Genomic DNA, 18524 nt, shown 5'->3' with positions numbered 1-18524 from the left:
GGTTCAGAACGTCGTGAGACAGTTCGGTCCCTATCCGTCGTGGGCGTTGGAAATCTGAGAGGAGCTGTCCTTAGTACGAGAGGACCGGGATGGACACACCGCTGGTGCACCAGTTGTTCCGCCAGGAGCATAGCTGGGTAGCTACGTGTGGAAGGGATAAGTGCTGAAAGCATCTAAGCATGAAGCCCCCCTCGAGATGAGATTTCCCATCACTTTAAGTGAGTAAGATCCCTTGTAGATGACAAGGTTGATAGGTTCGAGGTGGAAGCGTGGCGACACGTGCAGCTGACGAATACTAATCGATCGAGGACTTAACTTAAAAGTACAACGCGTCCAGAAGACTTACGTCTTCTGGAAGACAACTCTTAATGTGAGAAAGACAATGGTTCATCTTGATTATCTTATCTAGTTTTGAAGGTATATCCTTCTATATAAGTTGAGTGGCGATAGCGAAGAGGTCACACCTGTTCCCATGCCGAACACAGCAGTTAAGCTCTTCAGCGCCGATGGTAGTCGGGTTCGCCCCGCAAGAGTAGGACGCCGCTCAGCAATTGAAAACACCTTCTAGGTTCTTCCTAGAGGGTGTTTTTTGTGTCATATTTTATATTAACCTACTAATTAGAGCCGATGTAGTCGATTAGATGTGGTTGTAACCAATAGATTACAATAATAATTTTAACTTGTTTCTATCGAACCTATCCCTCTATTAACCAATACAAAGGTATAAAAATCGGGCTATAATTTTAAACGACAAAAGCTGATACCATTCGCCTAACTTTGGGACTACTATATTAAGAAAATGTAACAAAAATGAAAGACTTTTGTCATGTTATGTATATTGAACTTTCATAAATAGATGATATCTTATATATAGCGAATATTTTAGGGGGAAATTCATTGAAAAAGATCGTAGCTTCTTCCTTGCTTATAGGAAGTTTATTTATTGCAAATGAAGCGAGTGCACAAGAGAGTCATACGGTACAGAGTGGGGATAGTTTATGGAAGATCTCACATGACTATGGCGTGTCAATCAGTCAGTTAAAAGAATTAAACAACTTAAGCAACTCAGTCATTTATCCAAATCAAAAGCTTGTAATCGATGCTAAAGCAAAAATTGCAGAGAACACATCGTCTGCTCCTGCAACGACTTCTACATATATGGTACAAAGTGGAGATACACTATCCAAGATTGCATCTATGCACAGTACGTCTGTTTCTAAATTACTAGAGTTGAATCCTTCTATTACAAACGGGAACTATATTTATGTTAATCAAGAGATTAATGTAAGTGGTCAACAGACGACAACAACGACAACGACTAAGAAAAGCACTGTAACTGAGACAACTTCTGAGTATACGGTGAAAGGTGGAGATTCACTTAGTAGAATTGCCTCTAAACATGGCATATCACTAAATGAAATCTTGAGCCTGAACCCTCAGATTTCTAATCCTTCTTTAATTCGTGTGGGACAAACGGTTAAAGTGAGCGGACAAGTTTCAAGTAAGTCATCTACTACAACGACGACAACCACTACTACTGGAAATAATGTAAGCGCAAGTGGTCAGTCAATTGTAGCAACGGGTATGGATTATATCGGTACTCCTTACCTATTTGGTGCATCTACAGGACAAACTAACACGTTTGACTGTTCTTCTTACATGCACCACATCTTTGGAGAGCATGGAATTAACCTTCCTCGTACATCTCGTCAACAAGCTCAGCTAGGAACAACGGTTTCTTATAGCAACTTGCAAAAGGGAGATCTTGTATTCTTTGACACGAACCACGATGGTGTCATCAATCATGTCGGCGTCTATGTTGGAAACAATGAGATGCTAAGTGCTACAAGTTCTAGTGGCGTAAAAGTATCCAATATGGCTTACTACTGGAAAGACCGTTACGTAACTGCTAAACGTATTCTGTAATCTAGTAGAGAACTACAAATAGAGTACGATTGAATCCTATTTTCTGGTGTTTAACCAGGAAGTAGGATTTTTTATTACAACGTTGTAAAAGAACTGTCATGTTTGAAAAGTAATTGTCGCTGTTTTGTTCTTTGTCTCAGGATATGCCGTGTTATAGTATCGATAGACTTAAAAGACGGAGGTAAAGAAGCCATCTAGATTGATTCGAAAGCATGGCCTTTATCGTAAGGAGGAAACCATAATGAAAAAGACGTTAGTATCCCTCGCAGCGATTGCCACCTTTTCTTTCGGTACAGCAGCAACGGCGAGCGCAGCAGAAGTAACAGTGAAAAGTGGAGATACGCTTTGGGGCATCTCTCAAGATTATGGCGTTTCAGTTCAACAAATTAAAGATATGAATGGCCTTTCTGGTCATATCATCTACCCGAACCAACGACTTACTGTAGGTGGAGAAGGCAACCAAGCATCAACATCAGCTCAATCCTCTTCAAATGGATCTCACACAGTGAAAAGTGGGGATACGTTATGGGGGATTGCTACAGCGAATGGATTGTCTGTAAGCCAATTAAAAGGAATGAACGGATTAACTTCTGACATCATTCACCCTGGACAACAGTTGTCTCTTCAAGGTGAAGCGAATAACACGACAACAACGACCACTACAACAACAGTAGAAACGACGACAACGACCACTACTGAAACGACAACAAGTAAGGTTGAACAGAATCAATCCAATCAAGCTGAAAGCAATGACGTTGCAAAAACGCTAACAGTAAATGCTACAGCCTATACAGCGAACTGCCAAGGATGCTCTGGAGTCACTTCAACAGGAATTGACTTAAAAGCTAACCCAGATCGTAAAGTAATTGCTGTAGACCCAAATGTGATTCCACTTGGTTCTGAAGTCTATGTTGAAGGATACGGAAAAGCCATCGCAGGCGATATCGGTGGAGCTATCAAAGGTAATAAGATTGACGTCTTCATCCCAAATCGTTCTGATGCACTAAACTGGGGCAACAAAACAGTAGAAGTAACGGTTTATAAATAAATAGACTAGAATACTAGTTTAAGAGTAGACGATTCTAATAGAGGATCGTCTATTTTTTTATCTTTTGTTATTGTTCTTATACCTCATTTCTTTTTCATTGAAACGAATAAAGTTGAAAAAAGGTATGGTAAACTAGAGAAGAGAAGACCCTAGTAAGAAAGGGAGGGATTAGGCTTGAATCTGTCTCCAACAACATCAACAGGTGCGTTAACAATTGGAATACTATTTGCTTTTCTTTATGCACTTTATATAAAGAAGAAAGAGAATACGGGCTGGATGCTCTTTATTATCTCGTTTGTAGGTGGTACGTTGTTTGCGAGCATCGCGGTCGTGCTTTTGCGTAGTTTTGGGATTATTGAATCGTAAGGCACTGGCGACGGTGCTTTTTTTTATGCTCGAAACTCCCTGAGAGAACCGATTACAATTCGCCTTGATGAATCTTGATGAATATAATAAAATTATGAAAAACTGTATATTTGTAGGTTGTGATTACGCTAAGTGAGGTGAAAACCGTGCCATACGACGAGCTTACCTTGAGCGAGAAGCGCTATTTAATGATTGAAAGTGCCGTGCGAGCTTGCCGGAAATCTTCAAAGAAGGTGAAGATAGCCAACTTAGCGCACTTAACCGGATTATCGGAAGAGTGCATCCTGGAAGTGTTAGAGAGCGAACAGGTTAGAAGCTTCGTCATCCATTCAAAGCTGTTCCCTCAGCATCCGATGGACCAGACGGTGTATCAGAAAACAGAATTAAATAAGGTGAAGCAAGCATAGCAGAAAGGGGAAGACCCGTGATGGGAACGTGCCATCACGGGTCTTCTACTCTTCATCCATCTTCTGAATGGGGATTCTATTCCTTTTCTGTTCGACGGTTACCAGTCGATGCAGTACAATGACAAGGAGACCGTCACGGTAGGTTGCGTTGATCTTATCTTTCCGAACCGGATAAGGTAATTGAATCTTCCTTTCAAATGGCCCGGTCTTGATTTCTTCTTTCACTTTTGTGTAGGTGGTTGCATGTTGCAAGTTGATTCTTCCTCTTATTTCTAGCAAGGAGTGTTCTACATACACATTGACATCGTCTACGTCATGGAGACCAGGTAAGTTCGCGTAACAAATGACCTCGTTCTCAGAGTGGTACAGGTTAATGTAAGGTACGCTCCCCTTTGTAAATCCTTGAAATTCACCCCAGAAATCATTTCCGAAGAAGCGGTCAAACTGCTCGTTCCAGTCTTTCATGTTATGGAATGGATTCATCGTCTATCCACCTTTCTTCCTAAAAAGTAAAGTCCCATCTATTGTAGTGGGGAAAACGAATGCGATATAGTGTATTCATAAGTGTCGAACTAGGTGAGTGTCCTACAGTGAGGGCTCATCGAAGATAATAGGGAGGTCATCATTTGGAGAACTTATTGAACAATAGTCTGGCTATGGTCTTGATCATACTCGTGATTAACATTATCTACGTATCGTTCTTGACCATCCGAACTATTTTCACGCTTAAAGGCCAGCGTTACTGGGCAGCATTTATTAGTGTATTCGAAATCACCGTATACATTGTCGGTCTTGGACTCGTATTGGACAACTTGGATCAGGTTCAGAATATCATCGCCTATGCGCTTGGCTTCGGGCTAGGGGTTATTGTAGGGATGAAGATTGAAGAGAAGCTTGCACTAGGTTACATCACGGTAAACGTTATATCTTCAAACCCTGATATTGAGTTTACAAAGCAATTGCGTGAGAAAGGCTACGGTGTAACGAGTTGGTTTGCCTACGGTATGGAGGGTGACCGACTTGCCATGCAGATTCTAACTCCAAGAAAGTACGAATTGCAACTTTATGAACAAATTAAGAATATTGACCCGAAAGCATTTATTGTTGCCTACGAACCTAAGCAAATACGTGGTGGATTCTGGGTGAAACAAGTACGAAAGGGAAGAATGAAATAATGGGTAAGAAGCAGAAATTCTACGTCCAAGAGGGCGAAACCATTGACCAATGTTTAGACAGAATTGCGAAGGAAGGCTATATGCCTGTACGACGTACCGAGGAACCAATCTTTGAAGAAAGAATGATCGACGGGGAGAAAAAAGTAGAACCAACTGGTAGAACCATTGTTTTTGAAGCGAAACCGAAGTCATAAACGAACGTTCATAAGTAAATATTCGAAATTATTCGTTGACGCATTTCATACCCAATGATACGATAACGGTAACAAACACATACACCTCATATAACCACGGGAATATGGCCCGTAAGTCTCTACCCAATCACCGTAAACGATTGGACTATGAGGGAAGTTACACTATGGACGGATTGTATAGGCGTTGGGATGTAATTATCTCAGGCGTCTTCTTGCCCATAGGCTTCTCTTAGATTAAGAGGCGCCTATGGGCTTTTTTTATACACAGAAAGGGGAGACGTCATGGCGAAGGTCGGCGTCATTATGGGAAGTTTATCGGACTTTGAGACCATGAAAGAAGCGTGCCAGGTACTTGAAGATTTGAACATTGAGTATGAAAAAGACATAATATCAGCACATCGTACACCGGAGGATTTATTCACGTACGGGCAAGAGGCGGCCAGCAGAGGGTTAAGTGTAATTATTGCTGGGGCTGGTGGCGCAGCTCATCTGCCCGGGATGATTGCTTCCATTACGGTGTTGCCGGTTATTGGCGTTCCGGTTCAATCTAAAGCGTTACAAGGCATGGACTCACTCTTATCCATTGCTCAAATGCCAGGGGGAGTTCCTGTTGCGACGATGGCAATTGGCAAGGCGGGGGCTAAGAATGCTGGACTCTTTGCGGCTTCTATTATTGGTCTGATGGATTCAACCGTTTATGAGCGTCTGCTTTCGTATCGTATTGAATTGAAGGAACGGGTTCATAAGATGAGGAGGGAGCTTCATGAGTAGGTTTATTCCACCTGGGTCCACCATCGGCATCATTGGCGGTGGTCAGTTAGGTAAGATGATGGCTCTATCCGCAAGGGCGATGGGGTATCGAATTGCCTTGCTTGACCCGAACGAACATTGCCCATGTGCTGGTATAGCTGACGCTTTCATTGTCGCTAATTATGACGATGAAAAGGCCATAGAACGCTTGGCACAGAAGAGTGATGTACTGACGTATGAATTTGAGAACGTTGACGTCGATGTATTACGTTCTGTAGAGGAAGCGGGCATGCTTCCTCAAGGCATAAAGCCTCTTTGGACCGCACAGCATCGTTTGAGGGAGAAGGCTTGCTTTAAGAAAGCAGGAATCCCTTTTGTTCCTTATACGTTGATCAGTGAACCTACACAGCTTGCACATGCGGTCATAGAGATTGGCCTACCTGCTGTGCTAAAGACGATTTCAGGTGGGTATGATGGAAAGGGACAATTCCTCATTGAATCTCGTGAAGATTTGGAAAGAGCAAGAAACTTTGTCTACCATAATGGCGAATGTGTATTAGAGCATTGGTTGATGTTCGATAAAGAAATATCCGTCATTATGACGAGAGGGCAGGATGGAGAGTTAGCCTTGTACCCTATTCCTGAGAATCTACATGAACATCAAATGCTGCGAAGTTCCTTAGTGCCAGCTCGAATTCGTGATACCGTTCTTGAACAAGCGAATGAGATGGCAAGGAAGTTAGCTCAGTCCCTTTCATTTGTCGGAACGTTTGCCTTAGAAATGTTCGTGCGTGGCGATGAGGTCTACGCAAATGAAATGGCTCCACGCCCTCATAATACAGGGCATTATACAATAGAGGCGTGCAGTGTGTCTCAATTTGAACAGCATATCCGAGCGATTTGTGGACTGCCGCTCTTGCCGATTGAGATGACCGGGGCAGCGTACATGAAGAACATTATTGGAGATGACGTTCATGACTATACGTCCCGTGAGGCTCATATGAACGGACATGTTCATCTGTATGGGAAGAATGAGGCGAGACCGAAACGGAAGATGGGGCATGTCACCTACACAGCACTTTCTTATGAGAAACTCATCCAAATGATAGAAGAAAAAGAGAAAGAGTCATGGTACAGTAGTGTGGGGACATTTTTAGGAGGAAAACAATGATTGAACGCTATACGCGACCTGAAATGGGTGCGATTTGGACAGATGAGAACAAGTTTAATGCCTGGCTCGAAGTTGAGATCCTAGCTTGTGAGGCTTGGAGTAACCTTGGACTTATTCCACAGGAGGATGTCGAGAAGCTCCGCAAGAACGCTTCGTTCGACATGCAGCGCATTTACGAGATTGAACAAGAGACACGCCACGATGTGGTTGCGTTCACACGTGCGGTTTCTGAGACGCTAGGTGATGAGAAGAAGTGGGTTCACTACGGATTAACGTCGACTGACGTTGTAGATACCGCACTCTCTTATTTGCTTAAACAAGCGAATGATATCATTCGGAAAGACCTTCATGCGTTCGTCGAAGTACTTAAGAACAAAGCGATTGAACATAAGCATACTGTCATGATGGGCCGTACCCATGGGGTTCACGCTGAGCCGACTACGTTTGGCCTCAAAATGGCGCTTTGGTACGAAGAGATGAAGCGGAATTTGGAGCGTTTCGAACAGGCCGCTCAAACGATTGAATTTGGCAAGCTATCCGGCGCTGTTGGTACATATGCCAATATTGATCCTTATGTAGAGCAGTATGTGTGTAAGCATCTTGGCCTGACACCTGCACCTGTTTCTACGCAGACGCTACAACGAGACCGTCATGCACACTATGTGTCAACGCTATCTCTCATTGCTACATCCATCGAGAAATTTGCCGTAGAAATTCGTAATCTGCAGAAGACTGAGACACGTGAGGTTGAGGAGTTTTTCGCTAAGGGTCAGAAAGGCTCATCCGCTATGCCACACAAACGAAATCCGATTGGCTCAGAGAACATGACGGGTCTTTCACGTTTATTGAGAGGTCACGTTGTTACTGCATACGAGAATGTGGCACTCTGGCATGAACGCGATATCTCACACTCTTCTGCTGAGCGCGTCATCTTACCTGATACTACCATTGCGTTGAACTACATGCTGAATCGTTTCACGAAGATTGTAGACCAGCTGACGGTGTATCCAGACAACATGATGCGCAATATGGAGAAGACATACGGCTTAATCTTCTCCCAACGTGTCTTGCTCACGTTAATTGATGAAGGCATGTCTCGTGAAGAAGCGTATGACCTCGTTCAGCCAAAGACGATGCAAGCTTGGGAAGAAGAAGTACCGTTCCGCAGCCTAATTGAAGCGGATGAACACATTACAAATACGTTGTCCCCACAACAAATAGAAGATTGCTTCGATTACACCCACCACCTAAAGAACGTAGATGGTGTATTTGAACGCATCGGTTTGGCATAAACAAGGGGGCAACTGCCCTCTTGTTTTTTTATTATTGATACGGGTTATTCGACTTTAGCTTCCATGAACGATGATTTGAAACACATATAAACAAGGGGGAAGGGAAATGAAAGGATCACTCTTATACGAGGGGAAAGCTAAGAAAGTCTATACGATATTAGGAGAAGACAACCAGCTTATCCTTGAATACAAAGACGAAGTTACAGCCTTTAATGGCGTAAAGAAAGACTACCTCCCAGGCAAAGGAAGACTAATCAACCTCATCTCTAGCATTCTATTTGCCTACTGCAACCAACAAGGGATCCACACCCATTTCATAGACTCCTTATCTGATACCGAACAAATTGTTGAACACACACGCATGATTCCACTCGAAGTTGTCGTCCGTAACAAGGCTACCGGCAGCATTCAAAAGCGTCTTGGACTAGAGGAAGGCGTTGCGTTTAAGGAACCAATTGTTCAATTGTATTACAAAGAGGACGCCCTGAATGACCCATTCATTAATGAGGGTGAGGCGAAGATGCTGACAGGCTGCACATCAGAAGAACTACACTACATTCAAGCAGAAGCGAAAAAGGTAAATAAGGTGCTTCTTCCTCTATTTCAACGAATTGGACTACAGCTAATTGATTTCAAGTTAGAGTTTGGGAGACGGCATGACCGTACCATCATTGTAGCGGATGAACTATCGCCAGATACGTGCCGATTATGGGAAGCGGGTTCGAATCGAAAGCTCGACAAGGACGTGTTCAGGCAAGAGATTGGGAGTTTACTAGAAAGCTATGAGGAAATTCTAACTCGACTGGAGGCAGGGGCTCATGTATAAAGTAACCGTTATTGTAACGTTGAAGACAGGTATTTTGGACCCTCAAGGCAAGACCATTCGTCAGTCATTTCAATCGTTAGACTATGATGGGGTCGTAGATGTGAAAACGGGGAAAGTGTATACATTAATGTTGGAATCTTCTGAAGAAAGTGTTGTCCGGAGTATGTGCGAACGCGTGTTAAGTAATCCGGTCATGGAAGACTACACATACACGATTGAGGAGGTTGTTCCTTCATGAAGTATGCGGTCATTGTATTCCCAGGTTCGAATTGCGATCATGACCTACATGAGGCCGTCTCTACAATTATGGGAGAAGAGGCTACATTCGTTTGGCATACGGAGCGAGATTTAAGCGGATATGATGGCATTTTACTTCCTGGCGGTTTCTCTTACGGGGACTATCTGCGTTCAGGAGCCATTGCGGCTATGTCCCCCATCCTTACAGCTGTTAAAGAAGAAGCAGGCAAAGGGAAGCCGGTGCTAGGCATTTGTAATGGATTTCAAATCTTGCTTGAGAGTGGGCTGCTTCCAGGTGCGATGCTTCGGAATGAGAATCAGTCATTTATTTGTCGACCTCAACAGATTAAGGTGGTTCGGAATGACACGTTGTTTACGGAAATGTATGAATGGGGTGAACGTGTTCAGTTTCCGGTTGCACATGGCGAGGGGAATTATTATTGCGATGAGAAGACGTTAAAGCAGCTACAAGCCCATAACCAAATCGTATTTACGTATGAAGGGAATCCGAATGGTTCCGTTCATGACATCGCTGGCATTGTGAACAAAGAAGGGAATGTACTTGGCATGATGCCCCATCCAGAGCGTGCCATGGAGAAGTTGCTTGGTAGCGAAGACGGACGACGACTCTTTCAATCTATGATTCAACACGGGAGGGAACGCTATGCTACGTACGCTTGAGCCATCACCTGATGCAATCTTTAATGAGGGCATTTACCGAGAATTCGGGTTGAAAGAAGAGGAGTATGCAAGGATTGTGAAGACGCTTGGGCGTCGTCCGAATTTCACAGAAACGGGGATTTATTCTGTGATGTGGTCGGAGCACTGTAGCTACAAGAGTTCACGCCCCTTATTGAAACAGTTCCCAACAAAGGCTCCTCGCGTCCTACAAGGTCCTGGAGAAGGGGCTGGAATTATTGATATTGGGGACAATGAAGCTCTGGTATTTAAGATGGAAAGCCACAATCACCCTTCTGCTGTTGAACCTTATCAAGGCGCTGCGACTGGGGTTGGTGGCATTGTGCGGGATGTATTCTCCATGGGGGCCCGTCCAATTGCGTTATTAAATTCGTTGCGTTTCGGTGAATTAACATCAGACCGTGTCCGCTACTTGTTCAGAGAAGTTGTCCACGGCATAAGTGGTTATGGCAATTGTATTGGTGTGCCGACTGTTGGGGGCGAAGTCTATTTCGATTCGTGCTATGAGGGGAATCCAATCGTCAACGCGATGTGCGTCGGACTCATTAACCACGATGAGATTCAAAAAGGGGTAGCGGATGGTGTTGGCAATACCGTGTTGTATGCTGGGGCAGCAACAGGAAGAGACGGCATTCACGGTGCGACCTTTGCCTCCGAGGAGCTCAATGACGAGTCCGAAAGCAAGCGACCGTCTGTGCAGGTTGGCGATCCATTTATGGAGAAGCTGCTTATTGAAGCGTGTCTTGAAGCCATACACTGTGATGCCCTAGTTGGCATGCAAGATATGGGGGCGGCCGGACTCACATCATCAGCGAGTGAAATGGCAAGTAAGGCTGGTACGGGGATCTCGATGAATTTGGATTTCGTGCCACAACGAGAAGAGAACATGACGCCTTATGAAATGATGCTTTCTGAGTCGCAGGAACGGATGCTGCTCGTAGTCGAGAAGGGTCGTGAAGCTGAGATTCAACACATTTTCAAGAAGTATGACCTGGAAGCGGTGGCGATTGGAGAAGTAATTTCAGAACCGGTGTTTGAACTGTGGCACAGAGATGAATGCGTCACGCGTGTACCGGTGTCTTCCTTAACAGATGACGCCCCTATTTATCATCATCTGTCTACTCCAAGGATTCAGAAAGAGGAAGCAGCCTATGTTCCTGTAGTGGAGGATTACGCACAAACGCTTTACGGGTTGCTTCGTCAGCCAACGATTGCGAGCAAGGCTTCCGTGTATGAGCAGTACGATTCAATGGTACAAACGAATACGGTCGTACACGCTGGGTCTGATGCGGCCGTGCTTCGGATTAAAGGGAGCAATAAGGCGATTAGCATGACGACCGATTGTAATTCTCGCTATATTCATCTCGATCCGAAGAACGGAGGAGCCATTTCGGTTTCAGAAGCCGCTCGTAATTTGGTGTGCAGCGGGGCAGAGCCCCTTGCTCTAACAAATTGCCTGAACTTCGGAAACCCTGAGAAGCCTGAAGTGTTCTGGGAGATGGAGCAGACGGTTGCTGGAATGGCGGAGGCGTGCCAAGCGCTTCATGTACCTGTAATTTCAGGGAATGTATCGCTTTACAACGGAAGCGGTGATTCGTCCATTTATCCGACGCCTACGATTGGGATGGTCGGCTTGATTGAAGACATCGAGCACATCACGACGCAGCATGCGAAAGAAGCGGGGGACGCAATCTATGTGATTGGAGAGGCACAGGCTGAATTTGGAGGTAGTGAGCTACAGAAGATGCTCCAAAATCGCTATTTTGGCAAGGCTCCACGTCTTGATCAAACGATTGATCAACAGCGTCAGGAAGAGATTCTGAGTGCGATTCGTGAAGGGGTGGTTCAGTCAGCCCATGATGTTGCAGAGGGGGGATTGGCTGTTGCCCTTGCAGAGTCGCTGTTCCAATTCGAGCATGGCTGTGACGTTACAATTGAAGGAAATTTGACGAACGAATTGTTCAGTGAAACGCAATCTCGCTACGTAGTGACCGTTCGTGATGAAGATCGCAGTGCGTTCCAACGAGTGGTGGGAGATGCCCGTTACATCGGAAAGGTAACGAATGACGGGCGCTTTCGTATCCGCGACGGTCGTGGTGTTGTAATAGATGAGAATGTATCATCGCTACACGAAGCCTGGAAAGGAGCCATCCCATGCTTAATGAAATCCGAGGGCTAAATGAAGAATGTGGTGTGTTCGCAGTTTGGGGGCATGAAGAAGCGGCTCAGCTGACGTATTATGGATTGCATGCCTTACAACATCGTGGGCAAGAGGGCGCAGGCATTGTGACGAGCGATGGGCGCAAACTCCATGGGGAAAAGGGTCTTGGCCTGATTGCGGAAGTGTTTCACGAGAACGATTTCTCAAGACTAAGTGGAACGAATTCGATTGGCCACGTCCGCTATGCCACGCAAGGGGGCGGAGGCTATGAGAATGTGCAACCTCTATTATTCAAGTCTCAGACGGGAGACTTGGCACTCGCACATAACGGCAACCTCGTGAATGCCTTTCTGTTAAAGCGCCAACTAGAAGCCCAAGGAAGCATTCTGCAGACGACGTCTGACACAGAGGTGCTCGCTCATCTTATTAAGCGCGGCGGAGCGCTCCCGCTAAAAGACCGAATTAAGCAGGCACTTTCGATGGTTAAAGGGGCATACAGTTTCGTCATCCTGACAGAAGACGCTCTATATGTAGCTTTAGACCCGAAAGGATTGCGTCCATTGTCCATTGGGCGACTAGGTGAGTCGTATATCTTCTCATCTGAAACGTGTGCATTCGATGTGATGGGGGCGGAGTACGTACGCGAGGTGAAACCAGGTGAATTGATTACGGTATCTCAATCAGGGTTCCAATCGGAAAAATTCTCTGTACCGATTAAACGGACACTTTGCTCGATGGAATATGTCTATCTTTCTAGACCTGATAGCAATCTAGACGGGATAAATGTCCACAGTGCACGTAAGCAAATGGGCATGAAGCTGGCAGAGGAAGCGCCAATTGAAGCTGATGTTGTCACAGGTGTGCCGGATTCGAGCATCTCCGCCGCAATCGGGTATGCCGAACGAGCGGGGCTGCCGTATGAACTCGGTCTCATTAAGAATCGCTACGTCGGGCGTACATTCATTCAGCCTTCACAAGAACTACGGGAGCAAGGTGTGAAGATGAAGCTGTCTGCAGTTCGTGGCATTGTAGACGGGAAGCGAGTGGTTATGGTAGATGACTCGATCGTAAGAGGAACAACGAGCCGGCGGATTGTGCGTATGTTGAAGGAAGCGGGGGCGAAAGAGGTGCACGTCCGAATCGCATCTCCTCCCATTGCACACCCTTGCTATTACGGAATTGATACATCGAATAAATCGGAGCTTATCGCGGCTACGCTTTCAGTTGACGAAATGCGTGATGCCATAGGAGCAGATAGTCTAACGTTCTTGTCACCTAGCGGATTAAGCGAGGCCATCGGAAATGACGATGGTTCGTTCTTGCATGGTCAATGTATGGCGTGCTTTACCGGAAACTATCCTACCGAGGTGTATGAGGAGTCCGCGCACCCATATGAGAAAGTATAGAGGAGGAGAAGGATGAGAGATTTGTACAAAGAAGCCGGCGTGGATGTGGAATCAGGCTACGATGCGGTCGAACGGATAAAGGGGCATGTAGCACGGACGACAAGAAATGAAGTGCTAGGCGGGATTGGTCAGTTCGGAGGCTTATTTGACCTCTCGAATTTGTCGTACGAGCAGCCTGTTCTTGTTTCCAGTACAGACGGAGTCGGGACGAAGCTTAAAATTGCTATCGAATTGAACCGTCATGACACAATTGGTCAGGACCTTGTTGCCATGTGTGTGAACGATATTCTTTCAGAAGGGGCCGATCCCCTCTTTTTCCTTGATTATATTGCAACAGGCACACTGTCTCCTGAACGGGTGGAGCAGATTGTATCGGGTATTGCCTCTGCCTGTGTCGAAGCGGGATGTGCCCTATTGGGGGGCGAGACAGCGGAGATGCCAGGCATGTATCGGCACGGCGACTACGATGTAGCCGGTTTCGCTGTTGGAATAACGGAAAAACATGGTATTATTACAGGCGAATCGATTGCAGCGGGAGATGTTCTCTTAGGCTTGCCTTCATCCGGCTTTCATTCAAACGGCTTCTCCCTCGTACGTAAATGGGTGAGCGACCTAGGACTTGACCTACATGAATCATATGGACGCTTTCCGGATGGTCTTGGGGAAGCTTTGTTAGAACCTACACGACTTTACGGGAAAGCGGTCACGCACGTTAAGCAACAAACTACGATAAAAGGCATTGCCCATATTACGGGTGGTGGATTTGAAGAGAATTTGCCTCGTATGTTGCCACAAGGGATGAGAGCTCAGCTTAGTGAAGGGAGTTTCCCGATACCAGATGTGTATCGCTTCTTCATGGAGCGAACAAGTACGAGGGAACAGGATTTGTACAGCACCTTTAATATGGGGATTGGCATGGTACTTGCACTTATGCCAGACGTGGTTGAGGATGTGCAGAAGTCGCTTTATTCCATTGGTGAACCGAGCTATGTCATTGGCAAGGTGACTTCAGGCGAACGTGGAGTGGCGTGGACATGAGTACAATTGCGGTATTTGGATCCGGACGTGGTACGAATTTCGATGCTATCTTTAAAGCAGTGAACAAGGGTGAAATCACTGCCAAGATTGGCCTCGTCGTGAGTGATAAGCCCGATGCTCCTATTGTAGAGAAGGCAACGGAGGGTCAAATTCCCGTCTTTGTGTTTCAAGCGAAGAACTATGAGAGTAAGGCGGAATATGAAGCTGAGATTCTAGCTAGCCTTCGCCATTTTGAGGTGGATTGGGTGGTGTTGGCTGGTTATATGCGTCTCATTGGAGAGACGTTACTGCGAGCCTATGAAGGGCGGATAATCAATCTTCACCCTTCCTATTTGCCACAGTTTAAGGGTAAAGATGCGGTTGGTCAGGCGTTAGCTGCCGGAGTGTCAGAGACGGGTGTCACGGTTCACTACGTAGACGCGGGTATGGACACAGGTCCGATTATTGAACAGCGTCGTGTTTCAGTAGAAGTGGAAGAAACTCATGCCTCCTTAACAGCGAAGATTCAGGCCATTGAACATGATTTATACCCGGCTGTAATTCAAACTTTAGTAAAAGGGGAGTAACAACAATGACAGAGAAAAAGCGTGCACTTATTAGCGTTTCAAATAAAGAAGGAATTATCGATTTTGCCCAGGATCTATGCCGATTAGGGTATGAAGTGATTTCAACAGGTGGTACAAAGCATGCGTTAGAACAAGCTGCTGTAAACGTGCACTCCATTTCAGCGGTGACCGAGTTTCCAGAGATTCTAGAAGGACGTGTTAAAACGCTTCACCCTAACGTTCATGCAGGTCTCTTAGCGAAGCGTGACGATGATTCTCATATGGAGCAACTAGGCGAGCTAAACATCGGAACGATTGACCTTGTTGTCGTCAACTTGTATCCGTTCAAGAGCACGGTTACGAAGCCAGGCGTAACAGAGGAGGAAGCGATTGAAAACATTGATATCGGTGGGCCAACGATGCTTCGTTCCGCAGCTAAGAACTTTCGTGATGTGCTTCCAGTTGTAGACCCTGAAGATTACACTACGATTATTTCTTATCTTGAACAAGGACACGTACCCATGGAAGTACGTAGAAATCTCGCTTACAAAGTGTTCGCCCACACGGCAAGCTACGATACATACATTTCAACTTACATGGCGGAGCAACTAGAGCTTGAAACTCCTCCAACGTATACACGCACGTATGAACAAGTGCAAAGCCTTCGTTACGGTGAGAACCCACACCAAAAAGCGGCCTTCTACCGTGATCCACTCTTTAAAGGGGTGTCACTTGCGAAAGCAGAGCAGTTGAACGGGAAAGAGCTTTCCTACAACAACATTCAAGATGCGAATGCTGCTCTTGAAATTGTGCTCGACTTTAATGGACCGACGGCTGTCGCAGTGAAGCACATGAATCCTTGCGGCGTTGGGACAGGTGACTCGTTAGTTGAAGCGTACGAACGTGCCTATGAAGCAGACCCCGTTTCCATCTTTGGAGGGATTGTAGCAGTGAATGAAGAGGTCGATGCTGCTACAGCTGAGAAGATGAAGGATATCTTCTTAGAGATTATTATTGCCCCGTCCTTCTCTCAAGAGGCCATCGACATTCTTACAACGAAGAAGAATTTACGCCTCTTAACTGTGGATATGAACCAGCCGGCACATAACGAGAAGAAAGTCACACACGTTGCAGGCGGCCTGCTCGTTCAAGATGTGGACCAAGGCACCTTTGAAGGTGTGGACGTTTCTGTTGCCACAGACCGTGAGCCGACAGAAGCGGAATGGGCAGACTTGAAATTTGGCTGGAAAGTCGTGAAGCATGTGAAATCGAACGCAATTGTTGTGGCGAAAGACAGTCAAACCATTGGAGTGGGTGCCGGACAAATGAACCGTGTAGGTGCTGCGAAGATTGCTTTTGAACAAGCAGGTGGAAAAGCACATGGAGCGATTATGGCGAGTGATGCCTTCTTCCCAATGCCAGATACGGTGGAAGATGCAGCCGAATCAGGGGTAACAGCAATTATCCAACCAGGCGGGTCTAAGCGCGATCAAGATTCGATTGATGCTTGCAATAAACATGGCATTGCCATGGTGTTTACGGGTATGAGGCATTTTAAACACTAAGTCGTGCAGAAGGAGGAGTGGGGATGAACGTGTTGGTCATCGGACGAGGTGGTCGTGAGCATAGCCTTGTTCAGAAGTTTGCGGAAAGTGACGATGTAATGACGGTGTATGTGGCTCCAGGAAATGAAGGTATGGTAGAAGGGATGCCTGTTCCGATTATGGAACGAGATATTGATGGGCTTATAGAGTTTGTGAAAGAGAACGGAATCGACTGGACATTTGTCGGTCCGGAACAACCTCTCATGGACGGAATCGTCGATGCTTTCGAACGAGAAGGTTTGAAGATTTTCGGTCCAACAGAAGCGGCTGCGAGAATCGAAGGAAGTAAAGCCTATGCCAAGCAGCTCATGAAAGAAGCGGGCATTCCGTCCGCTTCTTATGAAGCCTTCGATGATTACGAAGAAGCAGTGTCTTACTTACAGAAGCAACCGCTCCCCATTGTCATCAAGGCTGATGGGCTTGCGGCAGGCAAGGGTGTCGTAATTGTTCAAACGTTTGATCAAGGAAAAGCGGTGCTTGAAGATATGCTTCTGAACAATGGGTTTGGGGTAGCGGGGCAATCCGTAGTAATCGAGGAGTTTCTAGAAGGGGAGGAGTTTTCTCTACATGCATTTGTGAACGGCAGTGCGGTCTACCCTCTCTTACCGGCTCAAGATCATAAGCGTGTGTTCGACGGCGATGAAGGACCGAACACAGGAGGTATGGGTGCCTATGCACCAGTGCCGCATTTATCAGTAGACGATATACAGGCTGCACTCCAGGGAGTTGTCCAACCGATGGCAGAGAAAATGGAGCAGGAAGGTCATCCATTTAAAGGGGTACTCTATGCGGGGTTAATCGTAACCCGTGATGGCGTGAAAGTGATTGAATTCAACGCCCGCTTCGGTGACCCTGAAACGCAGGTGCTTCTGCCGTTACTTGAGACAGACCTTGTAACGGTTCTCGATCATGTTGAACGAAAGCAACCACTCACTCTTGCATGGAAAGATGCAACATGCATGGGAGTCGTTGTTGCGGCGAAAGGGTATCCAGGTCCATACGAGAAAGACATAGAAATTCCAGCCCTGTTTACTGAGGATACGTTTCTTATTCATGCAGCAACGAAGCGAATGATTAATCGGTACATGTCAGACGGAGGACGTGTTCTGCTCGTTGGTTCGGTAGCAAAGTCGTTACAAGAAGCGCGCGCCAACGTGTATCGCCATCTCGACTCAGCTTCATTCCGGGACCGTTTTCACTATCGCACTGATATTGGAGCTAGAGCCCTCAAGGCTTCCGCTTTTGAATAAATAGGAACACAATGGCGACGATGCTTCCAATAACCAATGCAAAGACAAATGTCATATCGGTCATATATTCCCAAATGTTCATACTCATTCTCCTTTCTTCATAAGGTGATAAAAGAAAGACCTGGCTGCAAGAGCGAGGTCTTCTTTTGTACACTAAGATGGGTTAAATGTCGTCTCTTCGAAATCGAATTCTTCTTCATCGTCAACGCGTGCATCCATCATCGCTGTGAATGGGCAGTAGCGGACAATCCCTGAGGCAATCTTCATGGACGCGATCATGGCCATCATCCAATAGCTTCTTCTCCAAGGTCTGCGTGTAAGACGAGCCGTTGTTAAGGAGAGGAGGGTAAAGCCGAACATGATGCGGAGCATGGCATTCAGTAAACCGATATTCGGACGTATCATTTTTCTTCAATCCCTTCATACGTT

21 protein-coding genes, 2 rRNA genes and 1 riboswitch are annotated in these 18524 nt (G+C 45.9%); of the genes, 20 read left to right on the top strand and 3 right to left on the bottom strand.

Going from position 1 to position 18524, the window contains the following annotated elements; translation table 11 throughout:
- The 6 genes from H513_RS0115800 to H513_RS0115775 all read left to right on the top strand — a co-directional run.
- A 23S ribosomal RNA gene (locus H513_RS0115800) occupies positions 1-319 on the top strand; the annotation flags it as partial.
- 117 nt (positions 320-436) lie between these two features.
- Positions 437-549: ribosomal RNA gene (rrf, locus tag H513_RS0115795) — 5S ribosomal RNA — on the top strand.
- A gap of 348 nt (positions 550-897) precedes the next feature.
- A complete protein-coding gene (locus H513_RS0115790) occupies positions 898-1926 on the top strand; it encodes a C40 family peptidase (RefSeq protein ID WP_026801597.1) in 1029 nt (342 codons plus the stop codon).
- A 241-nt stretch (positions 1927-2167) separates the two neighbouring features.
- Entirely contained in the window at positions 2168-2974 is an 807-nt protein-coding gene (locus H513_RS0115785) for a 3D domain-containing protein (protein ID WP_026801596.1), read from the top strand.
- A 174-nt stretch (positions 2975-3148) separates the two neighbouring features.
- Positions 3149-3340, top strand: coding sequence for a hypothetical protein (locus tag H513_RS0115780; RefSeq protein WP_026801595.1), 192 nt, complete (start codon positions 3149-3151; stop codon positions 3338-3340).
- Between the two features lie 119 nt (positions 3341-3459).
- Complete coding sequence (locus tag H513_RS0115775; protein WP_197057418.1) at positions 3460-3747, top strand: hypothetical protein; 288 nt, start codon at positions 3460-3462, stop codon at positions 3745-3747.
- 45 nt (positions 3748-3792) lie between these two features.
- Here the strand turns inward: H513_RS0115775 and H513_RS0115770 are convergent, their stop codons facing one another.
- A complete protein-coding gene (locus H513_RS0115770) occupies positions 3793-4230 on the bottom strand; it encodes an Hsp20/alpha crystallin family protein (RefSeq protein ID WP_026801593.1) in 438 nt (145 codons plus the stop codon).
- Positions 4231-4403: 173 nt separating this feature from the next.
- On the opposite strand from H513_RS0115770, the gene H513_RS0115765 reads away from it, so the two are divergent.
- From H513_RS0115765 to purD, 14 genes are all read left to right on the top strand, one after another.
- The gene (locus H513_RS0115765) at positions 4404-4922 is read left to right on the top strand and encodes a DUF2179 domain-containing protein (RefSeq protein ID WP_036770466.1); all 519 of its coding nucleotides are present in this window, start codon (positions 4404-4406) and stop codon (positions 4920-4922) included.
- Positions 4922-5116: an NETI motif-containing protein gene (locus tag H513_RS0115760; RefSeq protein ID WP_026801591.1), complete on the top strand. Its 195-nt coding sequence runs from the start codon at positions 4922-4924 to the stop codon at positions 5114-5116. The genes H513_RS0115765 and H513_RS0115760 overlap by 1 nt, the downstream gene beginning before the upstream one ends.
- 66 nt (positions 5117-5182) lie before the next feature.
- Positions 5183-5284, top strand: a riboswitch (purine riboswitch).
- A gap of 114 nt (positions 5285-5398) precedes the next feature.
- Positions 5399-5887 carry a 5-(carboxyamino)imidazole ribonucleotide mutase gene (purE, locus tag H513_RS0115755; protein ID WP_026801590.1) on the top strand — a complete coding sequence of 163 codons (489 nt, stop codon included), beginning with the start codon at positions 5399-5401 and terminating at the stop codon, positions 5885-5887.
- Positions 5880-7037, top strand: a complete 1158-nt coding sequence (gene purK, locus H513_RS20460) for a 5-(carboxyamino)imidazole ribonucleotide synthase (protein WP_051240073.1) — start codon at positions 5880-5882, stop codon at positions 7035-7037. The genes purE and purK overlap by 8 nt, the downstream gene beginning before the upstream one ends.
- Positions 7034-8329: an adenylosuccinate lyase gene (purB, locus tag H513_RS0115745; protein WP_026801589.1), complete on the top strand. Its 1296-nt coding sequence runs from the start codon at positions 7034-7036 to the stop codon at positions 8327-8329. The genes purK and purB overlap by 4 nt, the downstream gene beginning before the upstream one ends.
- 106 nt (positions 8330-8435) lie before the next feature.
- Positions 8436-9155: a phosphoribosylaminoimidazolesuccinocarboxamide synthase gene (purC, locus tag H513_RS0115740; protein WP_026801588.1), complete on the top strand. Its 720-nt coding sequence runs from the start codon at positions 8436-8438 to the stop codon at positions 9153-9155.
- Complete coding sequence (purS, locus tag H513_RS0115735) at positions 9148-9393, top strand: phosphoribosylformylglycinamidine synthase subunit PurS (protein WP_026801587.1); 246 nt, start codon at positions 9148-9150, stop codon at positions 9391-9393. The genes purC and purS overlap by 8 nt, the downstream gene beginning before the upstream one ends.
- A complete protein-coding gene (gene purQ / locus H513_RS0115730) occupies positions 9390-10073 on the top strand; it encodes a phosphoribosylformylglycinamidine synthase subunit PurQ (RefSeq protein ID WP_026801586.1) in 684 nt (227 codons plus the stop codon). The genes purS and purQ overlap by 4 nt, the downstream gene beginning before the upstream one ends.
- On the top strand, positions 10057-12270 hold the full coding sequence (gene purL / locus H513_RS0115725) for a phosphoribosylformylglycinamidine synthase subunit PurL (protein WP_026801585.1): 2214 nt from the start codon (positions 10057-10059) through the stop codon (positions 12268-12270). The genes purQ and purL overlap by 17 nt, the downstream gene beginning before the upstream one ends.
- Positions 12246-13658, top strand: coding sequence for an amidophosphoribosyltransferase (purF, locus tag H513_RS0115720; RefSeq protein WP_026801584.1), 1413 nt, complete (start codon positions 12246-12248; stop codon positions 13656-13658). The genes purL and purF overlap by 25 nt, the downstream gene beginning before the upstream one ends.
- Before the next feature lie 12 nt (positions 13659-13670).
- Positions 13671-14696 (top strand): phosphoribosylformylglycinamidine cyclo-ligase, encoded by a 1026-nt coding sequence (gene purM / locus H513_RS0115715; RefSeq protein WP_026801583.1) that lies wholly within the window; start codon positions 13671-13673, stop codon positions 14694-14696.
- Positions 14693-15262 carry a phosphoribosylglycinamide formyltransferase gene (purN, locus tag H513_RS0115710; RefSeq protein WP_026801582.1) on the top strand — a complete coding sequence of 190 codons (570 nt, stop codon included), beginning with the start codon at positions 14693-14695 and terminating at the stop codon, positions 15260-15262. The genes purM and purN overlap by 4 nt, the downstream gene beginning before the upstream one ends.
- 5 nt (positions 15263-15267) lie before the next feature.
- Positions 15268-16806, top strand: coding sequence for a bifunctional phosphoribosylaminoimidazolecarboxamide formyltransferase/IMP cyclohydrolase (purH, locus tag H513_RS0115705; RefSeq protein ID WP_026801581.1), 1539 nt, complete (start codon positions 15268-15270; stop codon positions 16804-16806).
- 23 nt (positions 16807-16829) lie between these two features.
- Positions 16830-18095: a phosphoribosylamine--glycine ligase gene (purD, locus tag H513_RS0115700; RefSeq protein WP_026801580.1), complete on the top strand. Its 1266-nt coding sequence runs from the start codon at positions 16830-16832 to the stop codon at positions 18093-18095.
- On the opposite strand, the gene H513_RS22250 is transcribed toward purD, so the two are convergent.
- Together H513_RS22250 and H513_RS0115690 are read right to left on the bottom strand one after the other, a co-directional pair.
- Complete coding sequence (locus tag H513_RS22250) at positions 18073-18177, bottom strand: EYxxD motif small membrane protein (RefSeq protein ID WP_330981694.1); 105 nt, start codon at positions 18175-18177, stop codon at positions 18073-18075. The two genes, purD and H513_RS22250, sit on opposite strands and share 23 nt — an antisense overlap.
- Before the next feature lie 71 nt (positions 18178-18248).
- Positions 18249-18500, bottom strand: a complete 252-nt coding sequence (locus tag H513_RS0115690; RefSeq protein WP_026801579.1) for a YgaP family membrane protein — start codon at positions 18498-18500, stop codon at positions 18249-18251.
- Positions 18501-18524: the final 24 nt, after the last annotated feature.

Source organism: Pontibacillus halophilus JSM 076056 = DSM 19796 (assembly GCF_000425205.1).
GTDB lineage: Bacteria > Bacillota > Bacilli > Bacillales > BH030062 > Pontibacillus_A > Pontibacillus_A halophilus.
This window is presented reverse-complemented; position numbering and strand designations above follow the sequence as displayed.

Bases quoted from the DNA above. Each gene is read 5' to 3' on its own strand.
- purH (WP_026801581.1), top strand. From the start codon at position 15,268: ATGACAGAGAAAAAGCGTGCACTTATTAGCGTTTCAAATAAAGAAGGA.
- purQ (WP_026801586.1), top strand. From the start codon at position 9,390: ATGAAGTATGCGGTCATTGTATTCCCAGGTTCGAATTGCGATCATGAC.
- H513_RS0115760 (WP_026801591.1), top strand. From the start codon at position 4,922: ATGGGTAAGAAGCAGAAATTCTACGTCCAAGAGGGCGAAACCATTGAC.
- purK (WP_051240073.1), top strand. From the start codon at position 5,880: ATGAGTAGGTTTATTCCACCTGGGTCCACCATCGGCATCATTGGCGGT.
- H513_RS22250 (WP_330981694.1), bottom strand. From the start codon at position 18,177: ATGAACATTTGGGAATATATGACCGATATGACATTTGTCTTTGCATTG.
- H513_RS0115785 (WP_026801596.1), top strand. From the start codon at position 2,168: ATGAAAAAGACGTTAGTATCCCTCGCAGCGATTGCCACCTTTTCTTTC.
- purM (WP_026801583.1), top strand. From the start codon at position 13,671: ATGAGAGATTTGTACAAAGAAGCCGGCGTGGATGTGGAATCAGGCTAC.
- purB (WP_026801589.1), top strand. From the start codon at position 7,034: ATGATTGAACGCTATACGCGACCTGAAATGGGTGCGATTTGGACAGAT.
- purF (WP_026801584.1), top strand. From the start codon at position 12,246: ATGCTTAATGAAATCCGAGGGCTAAATGAAGAATGTGGTGTGTTCGCA.
- purE (WP_026801590.1), top strand. From the start codon at position 5,399: ATGGCGAAGGTCGGCGTCATTATGGGAAGTTTATCGGACTTTGAGACC.
- purD (WP_026801580.1), top strand. From the start codon at position 16,830: ATGAACGTGTTGGTCATCGGACGAGGTGGTCGTGAGCATAGCCTTGTT.
- purL (WP_026801585.1), top strand. From the start codon at position 10,057: ATGCTACGTACGCTTGAGCCATCACCTGATGCAATCTTTAATGAGGGC.
- H513_RS0115770 (WP_026801593.1), bottom strand. From the start codon at position 4,230: ATGAATCCATTCCATAACATGAAAGACTGGAACGAGCAGTTTGACCGC.
- H513_RS0115765 (WP_036770466.1), top strand. From the start codon at position 4,404: ATGGTCTTGATCATACTCGTGATTAACATTATCTACGTATCGTTCTTG.
- H513_RS0115690 (WP_026801579.1), bottom strand. From the start codon at position 18,500: ATGATACGTCCGAATATCGGTTTACTGAATGCCATGCTCCGCATCATG.
- purN (WP_026801582.1), top strand. From the start codon at position 14,693: ATGAGTACAATTGCGGTATTTGGATCCGGACGTGGTACGAATTTCGAT.
- purC (WP_026801588.1), top strand. From the start codon at position 8,436: ATGAAAGGATCACTCTTATACGAGGGGAAAGCTAAGAAAGTCTATACG.
- purS (WP_026801587.1), top strand. From the start codon at position 9,148: ATGTATAAAGTAACCGTTATTGTAACGTTGAAGACAGGTATTTTGGAC.